The sequence below is a fragment of the Microlunatus parietis genome (assembly GCF_013407955.1).
In the GTDB taxonomy this organism is placed as follows: Bacteria; Actinomycetota; Actinomycetes; order Propionibacteriales; family Propionibacteriaceae; genus Microlunatus; species Microlunatus parietis.
In genome coordinates this window covers 995,284-1,015,200 of the sequence record NZ_JACCBU010000001.1, presented here as the reverse complement: position 1 = coordinate 1,015,200, position 19,917 = coordinate 995,284, and the positions used below count along the sequence as shown (strand labels likewise).

Below are 19,917 nucleotides of genomic sequence, written 5' to 3'. Positions count from 1 at the left end.
GGATAACTGAGCCAGGGCGTACGGGAGCTCCGAGAATCTCGGCATGGCAAACCTCGATCCGGCGACCGCGGACTCGCGGCTGCCGACCAACCGTCCGTTCACCCTCCAGCAGGCCGTGGCGGCCGGGCTGAGCCGCAGCGTCGTCGCCCGGCTCCGCAAACAAGGCCTGATCCGCCCGGTCATCCGGTCGGTCTACGTCGACGCGTCGACCGCCGACAGCACGGACCTGCGGGCAGCGGCGATCGCGCTCGTCGTCCATCCCGAGGGCGTGATCACCGACCTCTCGGCGGCCTGGCTGCACGGCGCCCGCGTCCAACTCCCCGGCGACTACCTGCCACGGGTCTCGGTGCACCTGCCGCCCGACGGGACCCGGGTCCGGTCCCTGGCCACGATCAGCGGCATCCGCGCGTTCGCGAAACAGGACGTCGAAACGATCAACGGCCTCCGGGTGACCACGCCGCTGCGCACGGCCCTGGATCTCGGCCGGCTGCTGAACCGCGGCCCAGCCCTCGCCGCGCTGGATGCCCTGCTCCGGGTCGGCCGGTTCACCCGGGCCGACCTCCGCGCCGCGCTGCCCCGGTTCAAGGGGCAGCGCGGTGTCGTCCAGCTGCGTTACCTGGTGCCGTTGTGCGATCCGCGCGCCGAATCGCCGCAGGAGTCGATCCTCAGGCTGCGCTGGCTCGACGCGCAGCTGCCGACGCCACAGCCGCAGTACGTCGTCCGCGACGACCGCGGCTTCCCGGTCTACCGGCTCGACCTGGCCGATCCCGCCGCGAGGTTTGCCGCGGAGTACGATGGCCAGGACCACCACTTCACCGCCGCCGAGCGCAAGTACGACGAGCGCCGCCGAGACTGGCTGCGCCGTCGTGGCTGGACGATCGTGGTCTTCGACCGGGACTCCCTCGCCGCTCCCAAGGCAGGACTCGTGCTGCGGCGCACCCATGAGCAGGCGGCGCAACGCCTCCGCACTGCCGCCTGAGGAAATTCAGTCGCCCGATCCGGGGGCCGCTTGTTACGGTCGTCGGGTCTTCGGGCGGCAACCCGGAGTCATTCGGTGAATCCAACGGGATTGACCGGGATGGCTCCGTGCGCCCAGCCACTCCGGTCAAGGGATCAGGAGTGGTTTCATGTTCGATCTACTGCGCTACGGCTTCCGGGTGGCCCGCGGACCGACGGCCGCGCTGGCGACGCTCTCCCTCCTCATGGCGGTTTCCGCCGTCCTGCTCGCCTGGCTGATCGGCCGGGTCGTCACCGCCGGCGAGGCGGCCGCGGCCGGTGCCGGAACCTCCCAGCTCGCGCTCCTGGTGACTGCAGCCGTGCTGCTCCTGCTGGCCCGTTCGGTCCTGCCCGTCGGGCGTGAACTGGCGGCCACCCGGCTCGAACTCGGACTCGACCGTGATCTTGCGGGGCGCGCCCTGGGGCCGATGCTGGCGCCGGTCGGGATCGAGCATCTCGAGGATCCGGCGGTGCGGGATCGGTACGCGCGGTCGCGGGAAGTCGACCTGATCGGGCTCAGCCGCGGTCCGGGCCTGGTCTTGTCGCTGTGGAGTTCGCGATTGACCGTGATCGGTTCGGCGCTGCTGGTCGGCGCCGGGTTGACCTGGTGGCTGGCGCCGATGCTGCTGGGATCGGTGTTCTTTGTCGAGTGGTGGTCGACCCGGGCCGGCCGGAGCGAGACCGCGGCCTGGGCGGGCCGTACCGAGGGCCAGCGGCGGGCCAGTTATCTCTATCACCTGGCGCTGGCCGAGGGCATCCAGGAGTTGCGGATCTTCGGCCTGGCCGGGTGGATCGCGGATCGGCACACTGCCGAACGGGACGCTGCGCTGAGGCCGGTCCAGTCGCGCCGCCTGCGGTCGGCCCTGGCCCGGCTCGGCGTCATGGCAGTCCACGCTGCGGTCACGGTGGTCGCGATCATGCTCGTGGTCCGCGCCCTGTGGATCGGCGAGGTGTCCCTCGGCGGCGCCACCTCCGTTCTTTCGGCGGTCCTGCTGCTCGCGACCGGCGGCGATCCCGGCACCCTCGTGCAGGCCCGTCGTGCCGAGGCCTCGTACCGGTCGCTCCGGTCGTTGCCCGACCTGGTGAGCTCAAAGGCGCCGGACCGGCCCGAACGGTCCGTCGAACTGGCGTCCGCACCGACCCGCAGCATCCGGTTCGAGAACGTCTCGTTCCGTTACCCGGGGCGTGACCAGGACACCCTGAGTGGCGTCACGCTCGAACTCCGGGCGGGGGAGTCGTATGCCCTCGTGGGGATCAACGGGGCCGGGAAGTCGACCCTGGTGAAGCTGCTCGCTGGCTGCTATCGGCCCACCACGGGCCGGATCACGGTCGACGGAATCGACCTGGCCATGATCGACTCAGTCTCGCTGGCCGGTTGGCAGCGTCGGATCGCGGCGCTCGTGCAGGATTTCGTACGGCTCCCGTTGTCGGTGACCGACAACGTCGCGGTCGGCGCCGGCTCCGCCGAGCAGCGGGCGGATGTCGCCGAATCGGCCCGGCGGGCGGGCCTGGTTCCGGTCGTTGACCGGCTGCCAGCGCAGTGGGACACGATCCTGGACCGGACCGTACCGGGCGGTGCCGAGCTGTCCGGCGGCCAGTGGCAGCGGCTCGCACTGGCTCGTGCCCTGCACTCCGTCGACACGGGCGCAGGTCTGTTGGTGCTGGACGAGCCTGCGGCCGCGCTCGACGTCCGGGCCGAAGCGGAACTGGTGCAGGACTACCTGCGACTGTGCCGAGGTGTCACGTCCTTGATCATCTCGCATCGCTTCTCCGTGGTACGCGGTGCGCAGCGGATCTCCGTGCTCCACGAGGGACGCATCGTCGAGTCGGGCAGCCACGCCGAGTTGATCACCGCCGACGGACGCTACGCCGCCATGTTCCGACTCCAGGCGGAACGCTACGCGGCGGCGGGGGAGGAGGAATCCGATGCTTGATCAACTCGACGCGATCCGGCTCTGGCTGGTCAGCGGGTTCCGGGCCAATCCAACACTGGCCGTACTCACTCTGCTGCTGCGGGTGACCGGCGCCGTCGCTCCGGTCCTGCAGGTCTACGGCCTGAAGTTGATCATCGATGGCGCACTCGGCCACCACTCGAGCTCGGTCCTGACCGGCGCCGTGATCATTTCGGCCACCCTGGTCCTCGCCATGATCATCCAGTGCTTCGAGTTCGCCGCCTCGCAGACCATGGTCGACGAGGTGCACACCTACCTCACCCACGGAGTGATCTCCACGGTGGCAGGGATACCCGGCCTCGAACACCACGAGCGACCAGAGATCGCCGATCGGATCGAGCTGCTCCGCACGGAGAGCCTCCCTTTGACGTTCAGCTTCACCCAGCAGATCGGTTTGATCTCGGCGGCGGCCAACGCGGTCGCCGTCCTCGGGATCCTGGCCGCGATCCATCCCGTGCTGCTGGTGCTGCCCCTGCTCGGCGCACTGCGGGTCTGGGCATCGCTGGTCAGCGGCGGACACCAGGGTCGGGCGAGGGAGGCCACCGCTCAGTACAGCCGCCGGGCGGACCGGTTGGCCGACGTCGCGGCCTCGGCTCGGCACGGCCTCGAGGTCAGGGTGTTCGGCCTTCAGGGTGACCTGCTCCGCATGATCGACGCGTTGCTGGGCGTCGTCCAGCGACGTCGCGGACGCGCAGCCGCGATCGGCGCCCGCTACGAACTGGCGGCCCGGCTGGGATTCGGTCTCGGCTACACCGCCTCGATCGTCCTCGTCGCGACACTGGCCGGTACCGACACTGGATCGGCCGGTGATCTTGCCCTGATCGTGCTCCTGGGTGCCCGGGTCGAGCAGACCGCGGCGATGGTCGCCGACGCCGGCCGGAGCACCGGCCAGACGGTCCGCGCGTTCGCTCGCTATGCCTGGTTGCGCCGCTACGCAAGGACAGCAGGAGCCACCGGGAGTCGATCGACGCCACGGCGGCTCGACCGCGGCATCTCGCTCCGCGACGTCAGCTTCCGCTATCCGGGCACCTCGGTTCCGGTCCTCCGCCGGCTCGACGTCGACCTGCCGGCGGGCGGGACGGTTGCGATCGTCGGCGAGAACGGCGCCGGGAAGTCGACCCTGGTGAAGCTGCTGACCAGGCTCTACGAGCCGTCCGAGGGCAGCATCCTGGTCGACGGCCGGCCGCTGGCCGAGCTCGATCCCGAGGCTTGGCGAACCAGCACGGCCGTGGCCCTGCAGGACTTCGTCCGGTACGAGCTCACCGCACGTGAGGCTGTCGGGGTCGGCGACCTGTCCCACCTCGAAGATCCGGAAGCGGTCCGATCGGCCGTCCGGCGCGGCGCGGCGGAGCAGGTCGTCGCGTCGTTGCCGCGAGGGCTGGACACCCAGCTCGGCCGGGAGTTCACCGATGGCGTCGACCTGTCCGGCGGCCAGTGGCAGCGGCTCGCGCTGGCTCGCGCGTTCATGCGGCCGACGCCGCTGCTGCTGGCCCTCGACGAGCCGACGGCGGCACTCGATCCGGAGGCCGAATACGTGCTGTTCCGTCGCTACGCCGCCGCGTCCGCGGTTGCTGCCGCTCGGACCGGCGGCATCACGGTACTCGTCTCGCACCGCTTCGCGACGGTACGGATGGCGGATCTGATCCTGGTCCTGCACGGCGGGCGGATCGTCGAGCAGGGAAGTCACCATGAGCTGATCGCCAAGGGCGGGCGCTACGCCGAGCTCTTCGAGCTGCAGGCCCGCGCCTACCGAACCGAGTGGTAAGAGTATTCCGTCTATGGCATGATTATTCCTATGACGGTGAAGGTTGCGGTGGCGGGAGCTACCGGGTACGCGGGCGGGGAGTTGCTCCGGCTGCTGCTCGGGCACCCGCAGGTCGAGATCGGAGCGGTGACGGCCGGCGGGAGTGCCGGGTCGCGACTGGGGGATCACCAGCCCCACTTGGTGCCGCTCGCGGAGCGAACGGTCGGCAGCACCGATGCCGAGACGCTGGCCGGGCACGATGTCGTCTTCCTCGCGCTGCCGCACGGGACGTCCGCACCGATCGCGGAGCAGCTCGGTCCCGACACCGTGGTGATCGACTGCGGTGCCGACTTCCGGCTCACCGATCCGGAAGACTGGCGCCGGTTCTACGGCAGCGAGCATGCCGGCAGCTGGCCGTACGGGCTGCCCGAACTGCCCGGGCAGCGGGACAAGCTGGCCGGGGCCAAGCGGATCGCGGTGCCCGGCTGCTACCCGACGACCGGCACGCTGGCTCTGCTGCCGGCGATCGCGGCCGGCCTGATCACCGCGCAGGATGTCGTGATCGTCGCGGCCAGCGGGCCGTCCGGCGCCGGCCGGTCGCTGAAGCCGCACCTGCTCGGCTCGGAGCTGATCGGCTCCGCGAGCGCGTACGGGGTCGGCGGCGGGCACCGGCACACCCCGGAGCTGCTGCAGAACTTCACCGCCTGTGGCGCGACCGACCCGAGCGTCTCGTTCACCCCGGTGCTGGTGCCGATGTCCCGGGGCATCCTGGCCACCTGCACCGCCCCGCTCGCAGATTCCAAGATCAACTCCGAGCAGGCGTACGCGAGCTATGCCGAGGCCTACGCTGACGAGCCGTTCGTGCATCTGCTGCCCGAGGGTCAGTGGCCGCAGACGCAGGCCGTGCTCGGCAGCAACGCCGCCCACGTGCAGGTCACCGTGGATCAGGCCGCCGGACGGCTGGTCGCGGTGGCGGCGATCGACAACCTGACCAAGGGCACCGCCGGCGGCGCCATCCAGTCGATGAACCTCGCCCTCGGCCTCCCCGAGTCGACGGGCCTCAGCACCGTAGGAGTGGCACCGTGAGCGTGACGCACCCCAAGGGCTTCGCCGCCGCGGGTACGAAGGCCGGGCTCAAGGAGTCCGGCAAGCCCGACCTCGCGCTGGTGATCAACAACGGCCCGGAGTACGCGGCCGCGGGCGTCTTCACCAGCAACCGGGTCAAGGCCGCCCCCGTGGTCTGGTCCCAGCAGGTGATCAAGGACGGTTCCCTCAAGGCCGTGATCCTGAACTCGGGCGGGGCGAACGCCTGCACCGGCCCGGAGGGCTTCGGCAACACGCACCTGACCGCCGAGCAGACCGCCGCGGCGCTCGGCATCGGCGCGATCGACGTCGCCGTCTGCTCGACCGGCCTGATCGGCATCCAGCTCGATGTCGCCAAGATCATCGACGCTCTGCCCACGCTGGTCGAGGATGCCTCGGCCGAAGGCGGCCCGGCAGCTGCCGAGGCGATCATGACCACCGACACGGTGTCCAAGCAGGCCGTTCACCAGGGTGACGGCTGGAGCATCGGCGGGATGGCCAAGGGCGCCGGCATGCTGGCCCCCGGCCTGGCCACGATGCTGGTGGTGATCACCACCGACGCCAGTGTCCAGGCCGACCGGCTCCATGATCAACTCGCCGACGCGTGCCGCCAGACGTTCGATCGGGCCGACAGTGACGGCTGCATGTCCACCAACGACACCGTGATCGTCCTCGCCAACGGCGCGTCCGGCATCACCCCGGACGAGACCGAGTTCCAGGCCGCGCTGACCGAGGTCTGCGCGGATCTGGCCCGGCAGCTGATCGCCGACGCCGAGGGTGCGTCGCACGAGATCGAGATCGTCGTGTCCGGCGCGGCGACCGAGGCCGAGGCGGTCGAGGTCGGCCGGTCGGTGGCCCGGAACAACCTGTTCAAGTGCGCGATCTTCGGCAACGATCCCAACTGGGGCCGGGTGCTCGCCGCGATCGGCACCACCGCGGCCACGTTCGAGCCGGACCAGCTGGACGTCTCGTTCAACGGCGTCCAGGTCTGCCGGGCCGGCGGCATCGGCGAACCCCGCGAGCTGGTCGATCTCTCCGATCGCAAGGTCCGGGTCGAGATCGACCTGCACGCCGGCGCGGAGACGGCGACGATCCTGACCAACGACCTCACCTACGACTACGTCAAGGAAAACGCGGAGTACTCCTCATGAACGCACCCGAGCAGGATGAGCACCGGCTGACCTTGATCGAGAAGGCGTCGATCCTGACCGAGGCGCTGCCCTGGCTGGAGACGTACGCCGGCAAGACGGTCGTGATCAAGTACGGCGGCAACGCCATGATCGACGAGGACCTGAAGCGTGCGTTCGCGTCCGACATCGTGTTCATGAAGCGGTGCGGCGTGCACCCGGTCGTCGTCCACGGCGGCGGGCCGCAGATCTCCACGATGCTGAAGCGGCTGGGCATCCCGAGCGAGTTCAAGAACGGGCTCCGGGTGACCAGTCCGGAGGTGATGGAGGTCGTCCGGATGGTCCTGGTCGGCCAGGTCGGCCGCGACCTGGTCGGGCTGATCAACCAGCAGAGCACCTTGGCGGTCGGCATGTCGGGCGAGGACGGCGGCCTGTTCACCGCCGAGCGCAAGTCGCTCACCGTCGACGGCGAAGAAGTCGATCTTGGTCTGGTCGGCGACGTCACGGCCGTGCACACGGAGGCGATCGAGGGCCTGATCGGTGCGGGCCGGATCCCGGTCGTCGCCAGCATCGCCCCGGACGTCAACGGCGTGGTCCACAACGTCAACGCCGACACGGCCGCCGCGGCGCTCGCGGTCGCGCTCCAGGCCGAACGGCTCGTCGTCCTGACCGACGTGGAAGGGCTCTACGCCGACTGGCCGAACAGCACCGAGGTCGTCACCAACATCTCCGCCTCGCAGCTGCGGGAGCTGATGCCGACGCTGGAGTCCGGGATGGTGCCGAAGATGGAGGCCTGCCTGCGCGCGGTCGAGGGCGGCCTGACCCGCGCCACGGTCACCGACGGCCGGGTCCCGCACTCGCTGCTGCTGGAGATCTTCACCAACGAGGGGATCGGCACCATGATCATCCAGGACGGCCTGGTCCGGCTGGGCAGCCGGGTGTTCCCGGCCGGGCAGCCGATCCCGGACCATGAACTGCGCAACGGGGAATTCATGATCAGCGAGGCCAACCAGTGAGCACCATCGACACCCAGGAACTGTCCCGGGTCGGCGGCAACGGGCGGTCCAGCGCCGACGTGCTCGAGATCTACTCGGCGAACCTGATGCCGACGTTCGGCATGCCGAAGCGGGTGTTCGTCCGCGGCGAGGGCTGCTACGTCTGGGATGTGGAGGGCCGCAAGCACCTCGACCTGCTGTCCGGCCTGGCCGTCAACGCACTCGGCCACGCCCATCCCACCGTGCTCGCCGCGATCACCAGCCAGCTGTCCACGCTCGGCCACGTGTCGAACTTCTTCGCCACCCCGGCTCAGGTGGCCCTGGCCGAGCGGCTGACCGGCCTGATCCCCGGTGACGCCGAGACCCGGGTCTTCTTCGCCAATTCCGGTACGGAAGCGAACGAGGCCGCCTTCAAGATCACCCGGCGGACCGGCCGGACCAAGATCATCTCCACCGAGGGCGCGTTCCACGGCCGGTCCACCGGTGCGCTGGCGGTGACCCACAGCCCGAAGTACCGGGAGCCGTTCGAGCCGCTGCCCGGCGAGGTGATCTTCGTCCCGTACGGTGACGCGGACGCCCTCGCCGCCGCGATCGACGACACCGTGGCCGCCGTCGTGCTGGAGCCGATCCAGGGCGAGAACGGCGTGGTGGTGCCGCCGCCGGACTACCTGGCCCAGGCCCGGGCGCTGTGCGACCAGGCCGGCAGCCTGCTCTGGATCGACGAGGTGCAGACCGGGATGGGCCGGACCGGATCCTGGCTGGTGCACACCGACCAGGGCGTCCGGGCCGACATCGTGACGGTCGCCAAGGGCCTCGGCAACGGCTTCCCGATCGGAGCCTGCCTGGCCACCGGGCCGGCGGCCACCCTGCTCGGCCCGGGCAGTCACGGCTCCACGTTCGGCGGCAACCCGGTGGCGGCGATCGCCGGCCTCGCCGTGATGGCGGTGATCGAGCGGGACGGCCTGCTGGCCAACGCGACCGCGATGGGCGAGCACCTCGCCGCCGCGATCCAGGACCTTGATCATCCGCTGATCACCGGCACCCGGGGCCGCGGTCTGCTGCAGGCGATCCTGCTCGCCGAGCCGGCCGCGCAGCAGGCCGCCGACGCGGCGCTCGAGGCCGGCTTCGTGATCAACGCGCCGCGGCCGGACGTGCTCCGGCTCGCCCCGCCGTTGATCATCACCGCCGACCAGCTGGACACGTTCGTCGCCGCCCTGCCCGCGATTCTGGAGGCTGCCTCATGACCTCGTCCCCGAAAATCAAGCACTTCCTGGCCGACGACGATCTCAGCCCGGCCGACCAGGCCGCCGTGCTGGAGCTGGCCGCCAAACTGAAGGCCGACCCGTACGCCGAGCGCCCGCTGGACGGACCGCAGAGCGTCGCGGTCCTGTTCGACAAGCCGACGCTGCGGACCCAGGCCTCGTTCAGCGCCGGCATCGCCGAGCTCGGCGGGAACCCGATGATCGTCGACGGCCGGCTGGCCGGGATCGGCACCCGGGAATCGGTGCCGGACGTGGCCCGGGTGCTCGGCCGGCAGTGCTCGGCGATCGTTTGGCGCACGTTCGCCCAAGATGATCTTGCGGCGATGGCCGAGTACGCGGGCGTCCCGGTGATCAACGCCCTGACCGACGACTACCATCCGTGCCAGATCCTGGCCGACCTGCAGACCGTGGCCGAGCACCGGGGCACGCTGGCCGGGCAGTCCCTGACCTACCTGGGCGACGGTGCGAACAATATGGCGCACTCGTACGTCCTCGGCGGGGCGCTGGCCGGCATGAAGATCACCATCGCCTCCCCGGACGGCTTCCAGCCTCGCGCCGACATCGTCGACCGGGCCAAGGCGATCGCCGCGACGACCGGCGGCGAGGTGATCATCACCGACGACCCCGAGAGCGCGGCGGCCGGCGCCGACGTCCTGGCCACCGACACCTGGGTCTCGATGGGCCAGGAGAACGACGGCCTGGACCGCCCGGCGATCTTCGCCCCCTACCGTTTGACCAACGCCCTGCTCGCCAAGGCGAAGCCGGACGCGATCGTGCTGCACTGCCTGCCCGCCTACCGGGGCAAGGAGATCGACGCCGACGTGCTCGACGGCCCTCAGTCGGTGGTCTGGGACCAGGCCGAGAACCGGCGGCACGCGCAGAAGGCCCTGCTCACGTACCTGCTGGCCGCGAGATGATCACCGCACCCCCCAGCAAGGCGGCCCGGCAGGCCAAGATCATCGAGCTGCTCGGGCAGCATCCGGTGCGGTCCCAGACCGAACTCGCCGAGCTGCTCGCCGGGGCGGGCGTGAGTGTCACCCAGGGCACGCTGTCCAAGGACCTGGTCGAGATCGGGGCGCTCCGGGTCCGCGGCGAGGGCGGGCACCTGATCTACGCGGTGCCGTCCGACGGCGGCGACCGTACCCCGCAGACGGACTACGCCACGTTCGCGGTCCGGCTGGCCCGGCTCTGCAATGAGGTGCTGACGTCGGCCGAGGCGTCGGCGAACCTGGTCGTGTTGCGCACGCCGCCCGGTGCGGCGCAGTATTTCGCCTCGGCGATCGATCGCGTCGGCTGGTCGGCGATCCTCGGCACCATTGCGGGGGACGACACGGTGCTGATGATCACCCGCGACCCGACCGGCGGCGCCGCGATCGCCGAACAGTTTTTGATCATGGCCCGCACCGGCAAACCGGCCGGTCTCGACAACGCCGCGGCCGGCCGCGCGAACTCTGACGAAGGAGCATCCATCCCGTGAGCAAGGTCCTGACCTCCCTCCCGAAGGGCGAGCGCATCGGCATCGCCTTCTCCGGCGGCCTCGACACGTCGGTGGCGGTCGCCTGGATGCGCGACAAGGGCGGGATCCCGTGCACCTACACCGCCGACCTGGGCCAGTACGACGAGCAGGACATCTCCGGCGTGCCCGACCGCGCGAAGCAGTACGGCGCCGAGATCGCCCGCGTGGTGGACATCAAACCGCAGCTGGTCCAGGAGGGCCTGGCGGCGCTGGCCTGCGGCGCGTTCCACATCCGCACCGGCGGGCGGACGTACTTCAACACCACGCCGCTGGGCCGCGCGGTCACCGGAACGCTGCTGGTCCGGACCATGCAGGCCGACGACGTGAACATCTGGGGCGACGGCTCGACGTTCAAGGGCAACGACATCGAGCGGTTCTACCGGTACGGACTCCTGGCAAACCCCGAGCTGCGGATCTACAAGCCGTGGCTGGACGCGGAGTTCGTCCACGAACTGGGCGGCCGGCAGGAGATGAGCCGCTGGCTGACCGCGCACGGGCTGCCGTACCGGGACGCCGCCGAGAAGGCGTACTCCACCGACGCCAACATCTGGGGCGCGACCCACGAGGCCAAGACGCTGGAGCACCTCGACGTGTCCCTGGAGACGATCGAGCCGATCATGGGCGTGAAGTTCTGGGATCCGTCGGTCACGATCGAGACCGAGGACGTCGCGGTCACCTTCGAGGCCGGCTATCCGGTGGCGATCAACGGCCAGCGGTTCGCCGACCCGGTCGCGCTGGTCCAGGAGGCCAACACGATCGGCGGCCGGCACGGGCTGGGCATGTCCGACCAGATCGAGAATCGGATCATCGAGGCCAAGTCGCGCGGCATCTACGAGGCGCCCGGCATGGCGCTGCTCTTCATCGCCTACGAGCGGCTGGTCAACGCGATCCACAACGAGGACACCGTCGCCAGCTACCACAACGAGGGCCGCAAGCTCGGCCGGCTGCTCTACGAGGGCCGCTGGCTGGATCCGCAGTCGCTGATGATCCGGGAGTCGATCCAGCGCTGGATCGCGTCGCTGGTGACCGGCACCGTCACGCTCCGGCTGCGGCGCGGCGACGACTACACGATCCTCGACACCGAGGGGAGCGGCTTCTCGTACCACCCGGACCGGCTGTCGATGGAGCGGGTCGAGAACGCCGCGTTCGGCCCGACCGACCGGATCGGCCAGCTCACCATGCGCAACCTCGACATCGCCGACTCGCGGGCCAAGCTGGAGGCCTACGCCGATCAGCCGCTGCAGCAGGGGACGGTGCTGGTCGAGCACGGCACCCTGTTCGGCGAACTGCCGTCGGGCGGTTTCGACCGGATCGCAACCGCCGAGGACTCGGCCGGTCGGGATCTCGGCGACGCGCTGGACGAGGCCGCCATCGAGGCCGGTACGGACTGATGACGGAATCATCGACGCCTTCGGGCCGGCTGTGGGGTGGCCGGTTCGCCGGCGGCGCGGCGGAGGCCATGTTCGCGCTGAGCAAGTCGACCCAGTTCGACTGGCGGCTGGCCCGCTACGACCTGGCGGGGTCCCGGGCCCACGCCTCGGCGCTGCGCGCGGCCGGGCTGCTGACCGACGACGAGCACGCCGGCCTGACCGACGCGCTGAACCGGCTCGACCGCGCCGTCACCGCCGGCGAATTCCAGCCGGCGCCGACCGACGAGGACGTGCACGGAGCCCTGGAACGCGGCCTGATCGAACTGGCCGGCCCCGAACTCGGCGGAAGGCTCCGGGCCGGCCGGTCCCGGAACGACCAGATCGCCACCCTGCTCCGGCTCTACCTTCGCGACGCGATGCGTGAGGTCGCGGCGGGGATCCGGCAGGTCGTCGAGGCGCTGCACGAGCAGGCCCGGACCAACCTGGGCGCGATCATGCCCGGCCGGACCCACCTGCAGTCCGCCCAGCCGGTGCTGCTGTCACACCATCTGCTGGCCCACGCCTGGCCGCTGCTCCGGGACGCCGAACGGATCCGCGATCTTGACCGGCGGCTCGACGTCAGCCCGTACGGCTCGGCGGCGCTGGCCGGCACCTCGCTCGGCCTCGACCCGGAATTGGTGGCGCACGATCTCGGCTTCGGTTCGTCGGTGCCGAACTCGATCGACGGCACGGCTGCTCGTGATCTTGCGGCCGAGGCGGCCTTCGTCTGCGCCCAGCTCGGGGTCGACCTGTCCCGGCTGAGCGAGGACGTGATCATCTGGTGCACCCACGAGTTCGGCTTCGCGGTCCTCGACGACGCCTGGTCCACCGGCTCGTCGATCATGCCGCAGAAGAAGAATCCGGACGTCGCCGAGCTGGCCCGGGGCAAGGCCGGCCGGCTGATCGGCAACCTGTCCGGCCTGCTGGCCACGCTGAAGGGCCTGCCGCTGGCGTACAACCGGGACCTGCAGGAGGACAAGGAGCCGATCTTCGACTCGATCGACCAGTTGTTGATCTTGCTCCCGGCGATGGCCGGGATGGTCGGCACGCTGCGCTTCGACACCGCGCGGATGGCCGAACTGGCGCCGAAGGGATTCTCGCTGGCGACCGACGTGGCCGACTGGCTGGTCCGGCAGCGGGTGCCGTTCGCCGAGGCGCACGAGATCTCCGGCGCGGCCGTACGGTATTGCGAGCAGCGCGGGATCGAGTTGTCCGATCTGACCCCGGACCAATTGACCGAGATCTCGCCGCGGCTGAGCCCGGAGGTGCTGGACGTGCTGACGATCGAGGGGTCGGTGAACAGCCGGAACGGCCGCGGCGGTACGGCCACCGAGCAGGTCGAGCGGCAACTCTCCGAGCTGCTGGACAAGATCACCGAGATCGGTTGACGGGCCCCGTTCCACGGTGAGACGTTGCCGGCATGGACACCGTCGAGTTCACGCCGACCCCGGAGCAACTCGCCTGGACGTTCGGCGGCGTCGAACCGATCATGAAGGTCAAGCCGGGGACGACGATGCGGCTGTGGTGCGAGGACGCGTACGCCGGGAGGGTTCGATCGCCGGCTGACCTGCCCAGCCAGTGCATCGACATCAACCAGGTCAATCCGCAGACCGGCCCGTTCCACGTCGAGGGCGCGGAGCCCGGCGACACGCTGGCGCTGCACTTCGTCGAGCTCGAGCCGGCCCGCGACTGGGGTGTGTCGACGACGATCCCGTTCTTCGGCGGGCTGACCGGCACCGACCGGACGGCGCTGTTGCACGGCGCGCTGCCGGAGGTCACCTGGATCTATCAGTACGACAGCGTCCGGCAGTCCGTGACGTTCGAGGCGGCCCGCAGCGACTTCCGGGTCGACTGGCCGGCCGAGCCGATGCTCGGCACCGTCGGCGTCGCGCCGCCCGCCCGGGAGGTACGGAGCTCGCTCGTTCCGGAACGGTTCGGCGGCAACATGGACACGCCGGAGCTGAAGGCCGGCGCAACCTGCTACCTCGGCGTGAACGTCCCCGGCGCCCTGTTCTCGATCGGCGACGGGCACTACCGGCAGGGCGAGGGCGAGGCCTGCGGCACCGCGGTCGAGGGCGCGATGAACGTGACCCTGATCGTCGAGTTGATCAAGGGCGGTGCACCGCTCTGGCCACGGATCGAACAGGACGACTGGCTGATCGCGGTCGGCTCCAGCCGTCCGCTCGAGGACGCCTGGCGGATCGCCCAGGTCGAGATGATCACCTGGCTCGCCGAGCTGTACGGGCTGGACCGGATGGACGGCTACCAGGTCGTGTCACAGCTGGCGAAGGCGCCGATCGCCAACGTGGTCGACGCGAACTACAGCTCGGTCGTGAAGCTGCCCAAGGCGTTGCTGCCGGCGGCGAGTGCGTACGACGGCATGCACCGCCACCTGCGCACCTCCTGAGCTCGGCCCGGCCCCGAGCCGCTCAACGCAGCGCCGCCCTGGAATCTGTCCCCCAGTCGGATGGTCTTCCGCGGCACGCCGAACTGCGGCCACTCCGTCACCGACTGGCGGCCTGACTCCAGGGAACCGACCACACCACTCCCGGCCGGTCGGGTGTCCGAGTCCGGGAACTCGGCCGGGTCGCACGGGGTCCAGCGCATTCTGACCACGTTCCTCGGCTGCGCGTAATCGGCGGGACTTACGGAGGTCACCTCCGCGTGACACCCTGAGGGAATGGATCACGGCTTCGACGTCGACCTCGCGGTGATCGGTTCGGGACCGGGCGGCCAGAAGGCGGCCATCATGGCCGCCAAGCTGGGCCACCGGGTCTGCGTGATCGACCGCCTGCACATGGTCGGCGGGGTTTGCGTGAACACTGGCACGATCCCGTCCAAGACGCTGCGCGAGGCGGTCGTCTATTTGACCGGCATGCAGATGCGCGACCTGTACGGGGCGAGTTACCGGGTCAAGAGCGACATCACGATCGGTGACCTGCTGGCCCGGCTGCAGCACGTGATCGGCCGGGAGACCGAGGTGGTCCGGGCCCAGCTGCTGCGCAATCACATCGAGCTGATCGGCGGGATGGCGGCGTTCACCGACCCGCACACCCTGTCGGTCGAGGTCGACGGCGGCACCCAGCACCGGACCGTGACCGCGGCCAAGATCGTGATCGCGACCGGGACGACGCCGGCCCGGCCGCCGCACATCGAGTTCGACGGCACCCGGATCCTCGACTCCGACCAGATCCTCACCCTGGACCACGTACCGGACTCACTCGTCGTGGTCGGCGCGGGCGTGATCGGCGTCGAATACGCGTCGATCTTCGCCGCCCTCGGCACCCGGGTGACGCTGGTTGAGAAGCGGCCGCGGATGCTCGAGTTCTGCGACCCGGAACTGATCGAGTCGCTCAAGTTCCACCTCCGCGACCAGGGCATGTCGTTCCGGTTCGGCGAGGAGGTGGCCTCGGTGGCGAGTTCCGGCCACGGCACCATCACCACGCTCGCGTCGGGCAAGAAGATCGCCGCCGAGGTGGTCATGTACTCGGCCGGCCGGCAGGGCGCCACGGCCCGGCTCGACCTGCCGAAAGCCGGTCTGACGGCCGACGACCGCGGCCGGCTCGTCGTCGACGAGAACTACCGCACCGCCGTCGAGCACGTGTATGCGGTCGGCGACGTGATCGGCTTCCCAGCCCTGGCGGCGACCTCGATGGACCAGGGCCGGCTGGCCGCCTCGCACGCGTTCGACGAGCCGGCGAACGAACTGCGGGACCTGCAGCCGATCGGCATCTACACCATCCCGGAACTGTCCTACTGCGGCCGGACCGAGGAGGACCTGACCTCGGAGGCGGTGCCGTTCGAGGTCGGCATCTCCCGCTATCGCGAGCTAGCCCGGGGACAGATCGTCGGCGACCCGTACGGCATGCTCAAGCTGATCGTGCACAGCGAGACGCGGCACCTCCTCGGCGTCCATGTCTTCGGCACCTCGGCCACCGAACTGGTGCACATCGGGCAGGCGATCATGGGCTGCGGCGGGACGATCGACTACCTGGTGGACACGGTGTTGAACTACCCGACGCTGTCCGAGGCGTACAAGGTCGCCGCCCTCGACGCGACGAACAAGATGCGGGCCGTGGACCGGCTCACCAGTGTCATCGGCGTGGACTAGTTTTACGGCCGTGACCGACATCCTGAATGAGCTCAGCTGGCGCGGCCTGGTGGCTGAATCGACCGATCGCGACGCGTTACGCGACCACCTCGCCGCCGGGCCCGTCACGTTCTATGTGGGGTTCGACCCGACCGCGCCGAGCCTGCACTTCGGCAACCTGGTCCAGTTGATCGTCGCCGGCCACCTGCAACGGGCCGGCCACCGGCCGCTGATCCTGGTCGGCGGCTCGACCGGGCTGATCGGCGACCCGAAGGACTCCGGCGAGCGGACGCTGAATTCCAAGGAGGTCGTCGCCGGCTGGGTGGAGAAGATCCGCGGCCAGGTGTCGAAGTACGTCGACTTCGAGGGACCTGCGGCCGCCACCGTGGTGAACAACCTGGACTGGACCGGCACGGTGCCGGTGCTCGACTTCCTCCGCGACATCGGCAAGCACTTCCCGGTGAACCGCATGCTGGCCAGGGACGTCGTCCGGAACCGGCTGGAGGCCGGGATCTCGTACACGGAGTTCTCCTACGTGCTGCTGCAGTCCTTCGACTACCTCGAACTGTTCCGCCGGCACGGCTGCACCCTGCAGTTCGGCGGCTCGGACCAGTGGGGCAACATCACCGCCGGCGTCGAGTTGATCCGGCGGTCCACCGGGGACCGGGTGCACGCGCTGGCCACCCCGCTGCTGACCAAGGCGGACGGAACGAAGTTCGGCAAGACCGAGTCGGGCACAGTCTGGCTCGATCCCCAGATGACCAGCCCCTACGCGTTCCACCAGTTCTTCCTGAATGCGGAGGACGCCAAGGTGATCGAGTACCTCAAGGTGTTCTCGCCACGCTCGGCCGAGGAGATCGACGAGCTCGCGAAGGCGACCGAGGAACGTCCGCACGAACGCAGGGCTCAGCGGGCCCTCGCCGACGACGTGACCGACTTCGTGCATTCCCGCCGGGCTCGAGAGGCGGCCGAGGCTGCCGCGGCTGCGCTGTTCGGCCGAGCGGATCTCGCCGACCTGGACGAGGAGACGCTGACCGGAGTGGTCGCCGAGGTCGGTGGGGGCGAGGTCGCTTCGGCCGACGGGGAGTTGCCGGGAGTCGTCGACGTCCTTGAGGCCAGCGGAGTGGTGGCGAGCAAGTCCGCCGCCCGCCGCACCATCGCCGAGGGTGGCGCCTACCTGAACAACGAGAAGGTCACTGATCCCGACGCGAAGGTGACCGATGCGGCGTTGCTGCACGGGCGGTACCTGATCGCGCGCCGCGGTCGGAAGACGGTGGGCGCCGTTACCATCCGGCGCTGACCTCAGGCCACTTCGCGCGGGCGTGTCACGCTGTGAGGACTGCCACGGCGACTCGATTTGACCCTGTCCGACGGAGCCTCGTAATGTTCTACCTGTCGAGCCGGGGGGCGGAACGCCGAGGGAAACCGAAGCGAGCCACCGGCCGACTCCTCCGAGATGAAGATCCGGTTGATGTGCGCCCTTGATCGGGCCCATCGCGATGGCCGGCTCGGGAGTCTCGAAGGAAGCGGGACACGAGCTGCTTGACTCTCCGGAGTCGGGCGAGTAAAGTGGCCCAAGCCTCCAGAAGGGGGCAAACCACCCACGATGATCGACCCGGATCATTGCGCTCTTCTTCAGGGCGACAAGGTTTCGGGAGCAGCAACGTGGGTACAGACAAGTCAACAGTGGGGATCGGGACCGGATTTGACACCCGAAACCGAAGATCACTAAGGTTGGTCGGGTTGCCTCAGAGAAAGAACGAGGCAATCCAAACTCGAAGTGAAGCTCAAATGCCGATTTGACATCGCGAACTGAGAATCCCTAGAGTTACGCAGGCTGCCTCGGAAGCAATGAATAGCAACCGAGAAGGCTAAAACAACCAAGTGAAACTCGGAAACACGGATTTGACACCGGAAACCGAACCTCACTAAAGTAAGTCGAGTTGCCCCAAACGGAAACGAAAGTGACCGAGCGGTGTGCGCCCGAAACTTGAGAACTCAACAGCGTGCTAAAAGTCAATGCCAAATATGCACAACAAACCCCGTGCTCATGGCACTCTGCGAGGTCTAGGCCTCAACGATCCACGAGTTCGGAATTCCTTTGATTGATGATGAACCCAGCAATGGGTCTTGTCAGCGATCGAACATTAAGTTGAACGGAAACGGGCTATTAACCCGGAACCGCTAGATTTCAACGGAGAGTTTGATCCTGGCTCAGGACGAACGCTGGCGGCGTGCTTAACACATGCAAGTCGAACGGTAAGGCCCCTTCGGGGGTACACGAGTGGCGAACGGGTGAGTAACACGTGAGTAACCTGCCCTTGACTTCGGAATAAGCCCGAGAAATCGGGTCTAATACCGAATGACCACCCTTGCGGACATCTGCGAGGGTGCAAAGCTCCGGCGGTCAAGGATGGACTCGCGGCCTATCAGCTAGTTGGTGAGGTAACGGCTCACCAAGGCTTCGACGGGTAGCCGGCCTGAGAGGGCGACCGGCCACACTGGGACTGAGATACGGCCCAGACTCCTACGGGAGGCAGCAGTGGGGAATATTGCACAATGGGCGAAAGCCTGATGCAGCAACGCCGCGTGCGGGATGACGGCCTTCGGGTTGTAAACCGCTTTCAGTACCGACGAAGCGAAAGTGACGGTAGGTGCAGAAGAAGGACCGGCCAACTACGTGCCAGCAGCCGCGGTGATACGTAGGGTCCGAGCGTTGTCCGGAATTATTGGGCGTAAAGGGCTTGTAGGCGGTCTGCCACGTCGGGAGTGAAAACTCAGGGCTTAACCCTGAGCGTGCTTCCGATACGGGCTGACTAGAGGAATGCAGGGGAGAATGGAATACCTGGTGGAGCGGTGGAATGCGCAGATATCAGGTGGAACACCAGTGGCGAAGGCGGTTCTCTGGGCATTTCCTGACGCTGAGAAGCGAAAGCGTGGGGAGCAAACAGGCTTAGATACCCTGGTAGTCCACGCCGTAAACGGTGGGCACTAGGTGTGGGACTCATTCCACGAGTTCCGTGCCGTAGCTAACGCATTAAGTGCCCCGCCTGGGGAGTACGGCCGCAAGGCTAAAACTCAAAGGAATTGACGGGGGCCCGCACAAGCGGCGGAGCATGCGGATTAATTCGATGCAACGCGAAGAACCTTACCTGGGTTTGACATATACCGGAAAGCTGCAGAGATGTAGCCCCCGCAAGGTCGGTATACAGGTGGTGCATGGCTGTCGTCAGCTCGTGTCGTGAGATGTTGGGTTAAGTCCCGCAACGAGCGCAACCCTCGTCCTATGTTGCCAGCGGATAATGCCGGGGACTCATAGGAGACTGCCGGGGTCAACTCGGAGGAAGGTGGGGATGACGTCAAGTCATCATGCCCCTTATGTCCAGGGCTTCACGCATGCTACAATGGCTGGTACAAAGAGCTGCGAGACCGCAAGGTTAAGCGAATCTCAAAAAGCCAGTCTCAGTTCGGATTGGGGTCTGCAACTCGACCCCATGAAGTCGGAGTCGCTAGTAATCGCAGATCAGCAATGCTGCGGTGAATACGTTCCCGGGCCTTGTACACACCGCCCGTCAAGTCATGAAAGTCGGTAACACCCGAAGCCGGTGGCCCAACCCTAGTGGAGGGAGCCGTCGAAGGTGGGACCGGCGATTAGGACTAAGTCGTAACAAGGTAGCCGTACCGGAAGGTGCGGCTGGATCACCTCCTTTCTAAGGAGCCATATGGCGAGCTTGCCTCGTCCA

14 protein-coding genes and 1 rRNA gene are annotated in these 19,917 nt (G+C 68.4%); all 15 read left to right on the top strand.

Annotation, left to right across the window (positions count from 1 at the left end):
• Positions 1-43 precede the first annotated feature (43 nt).
• On the top strand, positions 44-979 hold the full coding sequence (locus BKA15_RS04825) for a type IV toxin-antitoxin system AbiEi family antitoxin (RefSeq protein WP_179748572.1): 936 nt from the start codon (positions 44-46) through the stop codon (positions 977-979).
• Between the two features lie 148 nt (positions 980-1,127).
• Positions 1,128-2,930, top strand: a complete 1,803-nt coding sequence (locus tag BKA15_RS04820) for an ATP-binding cassette domain-containing protein (protein ID WP_179748570.1) — start codon at positions 1,128-1,130, stop codon at positions 2,928-2,930.
• Positions 2,923-4,713, top strand: a complete 1,791-nt coding sequence (locus BKA15_RS04815) for an ABC transporter ATP-binding protein (RefSeq protein WP_179748568.1) — start codon at positions 2,923-2,925, stop codon at positions 4,711-4,713. The genes BKA15_RS04820 and BKA15_RS04815 overlap by 8 nt, the downstream gene beginning before the upstream one ends.
• Before the next feature lie 30 nt (positions 4,714-4,743).
• On the top strand, positions 4,744-5,778 hold the full coding sequence (gene argC, locus BKA15_RS04810) for an N-acetyl-gamma-glutamyl-phosphate reductase (RefSeq protein WP_179748566.1): 1,035 nt from the start codon (positions 4,744-4,746) through the stop codon (positions 5,776-5,778).
• Positions 5,775-6,926: a bifunctional glutamate N-acetyltransferase/amino-acid acetyltransferase ArgJ gene (argJ, locus tag BKA15_RS04805; protein WP_179748565.1), complete on the top strand. Its 1,152-nt coding sequence runs from the start codon at positions 5,775-5,777 to the stop codon at positions 6,924-6,926. The genes argC and argJ overlap by 4 nt, the downstream gene beginning before the upstream one ends.
• A complete protein-coding gene (gene argB, locus BKA15_RS04800; RefSeq protein ID WP_179748563.1) occupies positions 6,923-7,918 on the top strand; it encodes an acetylglutamate kinase in 996 nt (331 codons plus the stop codon). Before argJ ends, argB begins: the two co-directional genes overlap by 4 nt.
• Positions 7,915-9,141, top strand: coding sequence for an acetylornithine transaminase (locus BKA15_RS04795; protein WP_376766789.1), 1,227 nt, complete (start codon positions 7,915-7,917; stop codon positions 9,139-9,141). The genes argB and BKA15_RS04795 overlap by 4 nt, the downstream gene beginning before the upstream one ends.
• Positions 9,138-10,076, top strand: a complete 939-nt coding sequence (argF, locus tag BKA15_RS04790) for an ornithine carbamoyltransferase (protein WP_179748561.1) — start codon at positions 9,138-9,140, stop codon at positions 10,074-10,076. The genes BKA15_RS04795 and argF overlap by 4 nt, the downstream gene beginning before the upstream one ends.
• Positions 10,073-10,636 carry an arginine repressor gene (locus BKA15_RS04785; protein ID WP_179748559.1) on the top strand — a complete coding sequence of 188 codons (564 nt, stop codon included), beginning with the start codon at positions 10,073-10,075 and terminating at the stop codon, positions 10,634-10,636. Before argF ends, BKA15_RS04785 begins: the two co-directional genes overlap by 4 nt.
• Entirely contained in the window at positions 10,633-12,066 is a 1,434-nt protein-coding gene (argG, locus tag BKA15_RS04780; protein WP_179748557.1) for an argininosuccinate synthase, read from the top strand. Before BKA15_RS04785 ends, argG begins: the two co-directional genes overlap by 4 nt.
• Positions 12,066-13,472 (top strand): argininosuccinate lyase, encoded by a 1,407-nt coding sequence (gene argH / locus BKA15_RS04775; RefSeq protein WP_179748555.1) that lies wholly within the window; start codon positions 12,066-12,068, stop codon positions 13,470-13,472. Before argG ends, argH begins: the two co-directional genes overlap by 1 nt.
• Before the next feature lie 32 nt (positions 13,473-13,504).
• The gene (locus BKA15_RS04770; RefSeq protein ID WP_179748553.1) at positions 13,505-14,491 is read left to right on the top strand and encodes an acetamidase/formamidase family protein; all 987 of its coding nucleotides are present in this window, start codon (positions 13,505-13,507) and stop codon (positions 14,489-14,491) included.
• A 273-nt stretch (positions 14,492-14,764) separates the two neighbouring features.
• Positions 14,765-16,195: a Si-specific NAD(P)(+) transhydrogenase gene (gene sthA / locus BKA15_RS04765; protein WP_179748551.1), complete on the top strand. Its 1,431-nt coding sequence runs from the start codon at positions 14,765-14,767 to the stop codon at positions 16,193-16,195.
• A 10-nt stretch (positions 16,196-16,205) separates the two neighbouring features.
• Entirely contained in the window at positions 16,206-17,474 is a 1,269-nt protein-coding gene (tyrS, locus tag BKA15_RS04760) for a tyrosine--tRNA ligase (RefSeq protein ID WP_179748549.1), read from the top strand.
• An 891-nt stretch (positions 17,475-18,365) separates the two neighbouring features.
• Positions 18,366-19,884, top strand: a 16S ribosomal RNA gene (locus tag BKA15_RS04755).
• The last annotated feature ends 33 nt before the right edge of the window (positions 19,885-19,917 follow it).

Coding starts and splice junctions, on each gene's coding strand:
- BKA15_RS04825 (WP_179748572.1), top strand. CDS start 44: ATGGCAAACCTCGATCCGGCGACCGCGGACTCGCGGCTGCCGACCAAC.
- BKA15_RS04820 (WP_179748570.1), top strand. CDS start 1,128: ATGTTCGATCTACTGCGCTACGGCTTCCGGGTGGCCCGCGGACCGACG.
- BKA15_RS04815 (WP_179748568.1), top strand. CDS start 2,923: ATGCTTGATCAACTCGACGCGATCCGGCTCTGGCTGGTCAGCGGGTTC.
- argC (WP_179748566.1), top strand. CDS start 4,744: ATGACGGTGAAGGTTGCGGTGGCGGGAGCTACCGGGTACGCGGGCGGG.
- argB (WP_179748563.1), top strand. CDS start 6,923: ATGAACGCACCCGAGCAGGATGAGCACCGGCTGACCTTGATCGAGAAG.
- argF (WP_179748561.1), top strand. CDS start 9,138: ATGACCTCGTCCCCGAAAATCAAGCACTTCCTGGCCGACGACGATCTC.
- BKA15_RS04785 (WP_179748559.1), top strand. CDS start 10,073: ATGATCACCGCACCCCCCAGCAAGGCGGCCCGGCAGGCCAAGATCATC.
- argH (WP_179748555.1), top strand. CDS start 12,066: ATGACGGAATCATCGACGCCTTCGGGCCGGCTGTGGGGTGGCCGGTTC.
- BKA15_RS04770 (WP_179748553.1), top strand. CDS start 13,505: ATGGACACCGTCGAGTTCACGCCGACCCCGGAGCAACTCGCCTGGACG.
- sthA (WP_179748551.1), top strand. CDS start 14,765: ATGGATCACGGCTTCGACGTCGACCTCGCGGTGATCGGTTCGGGACCG.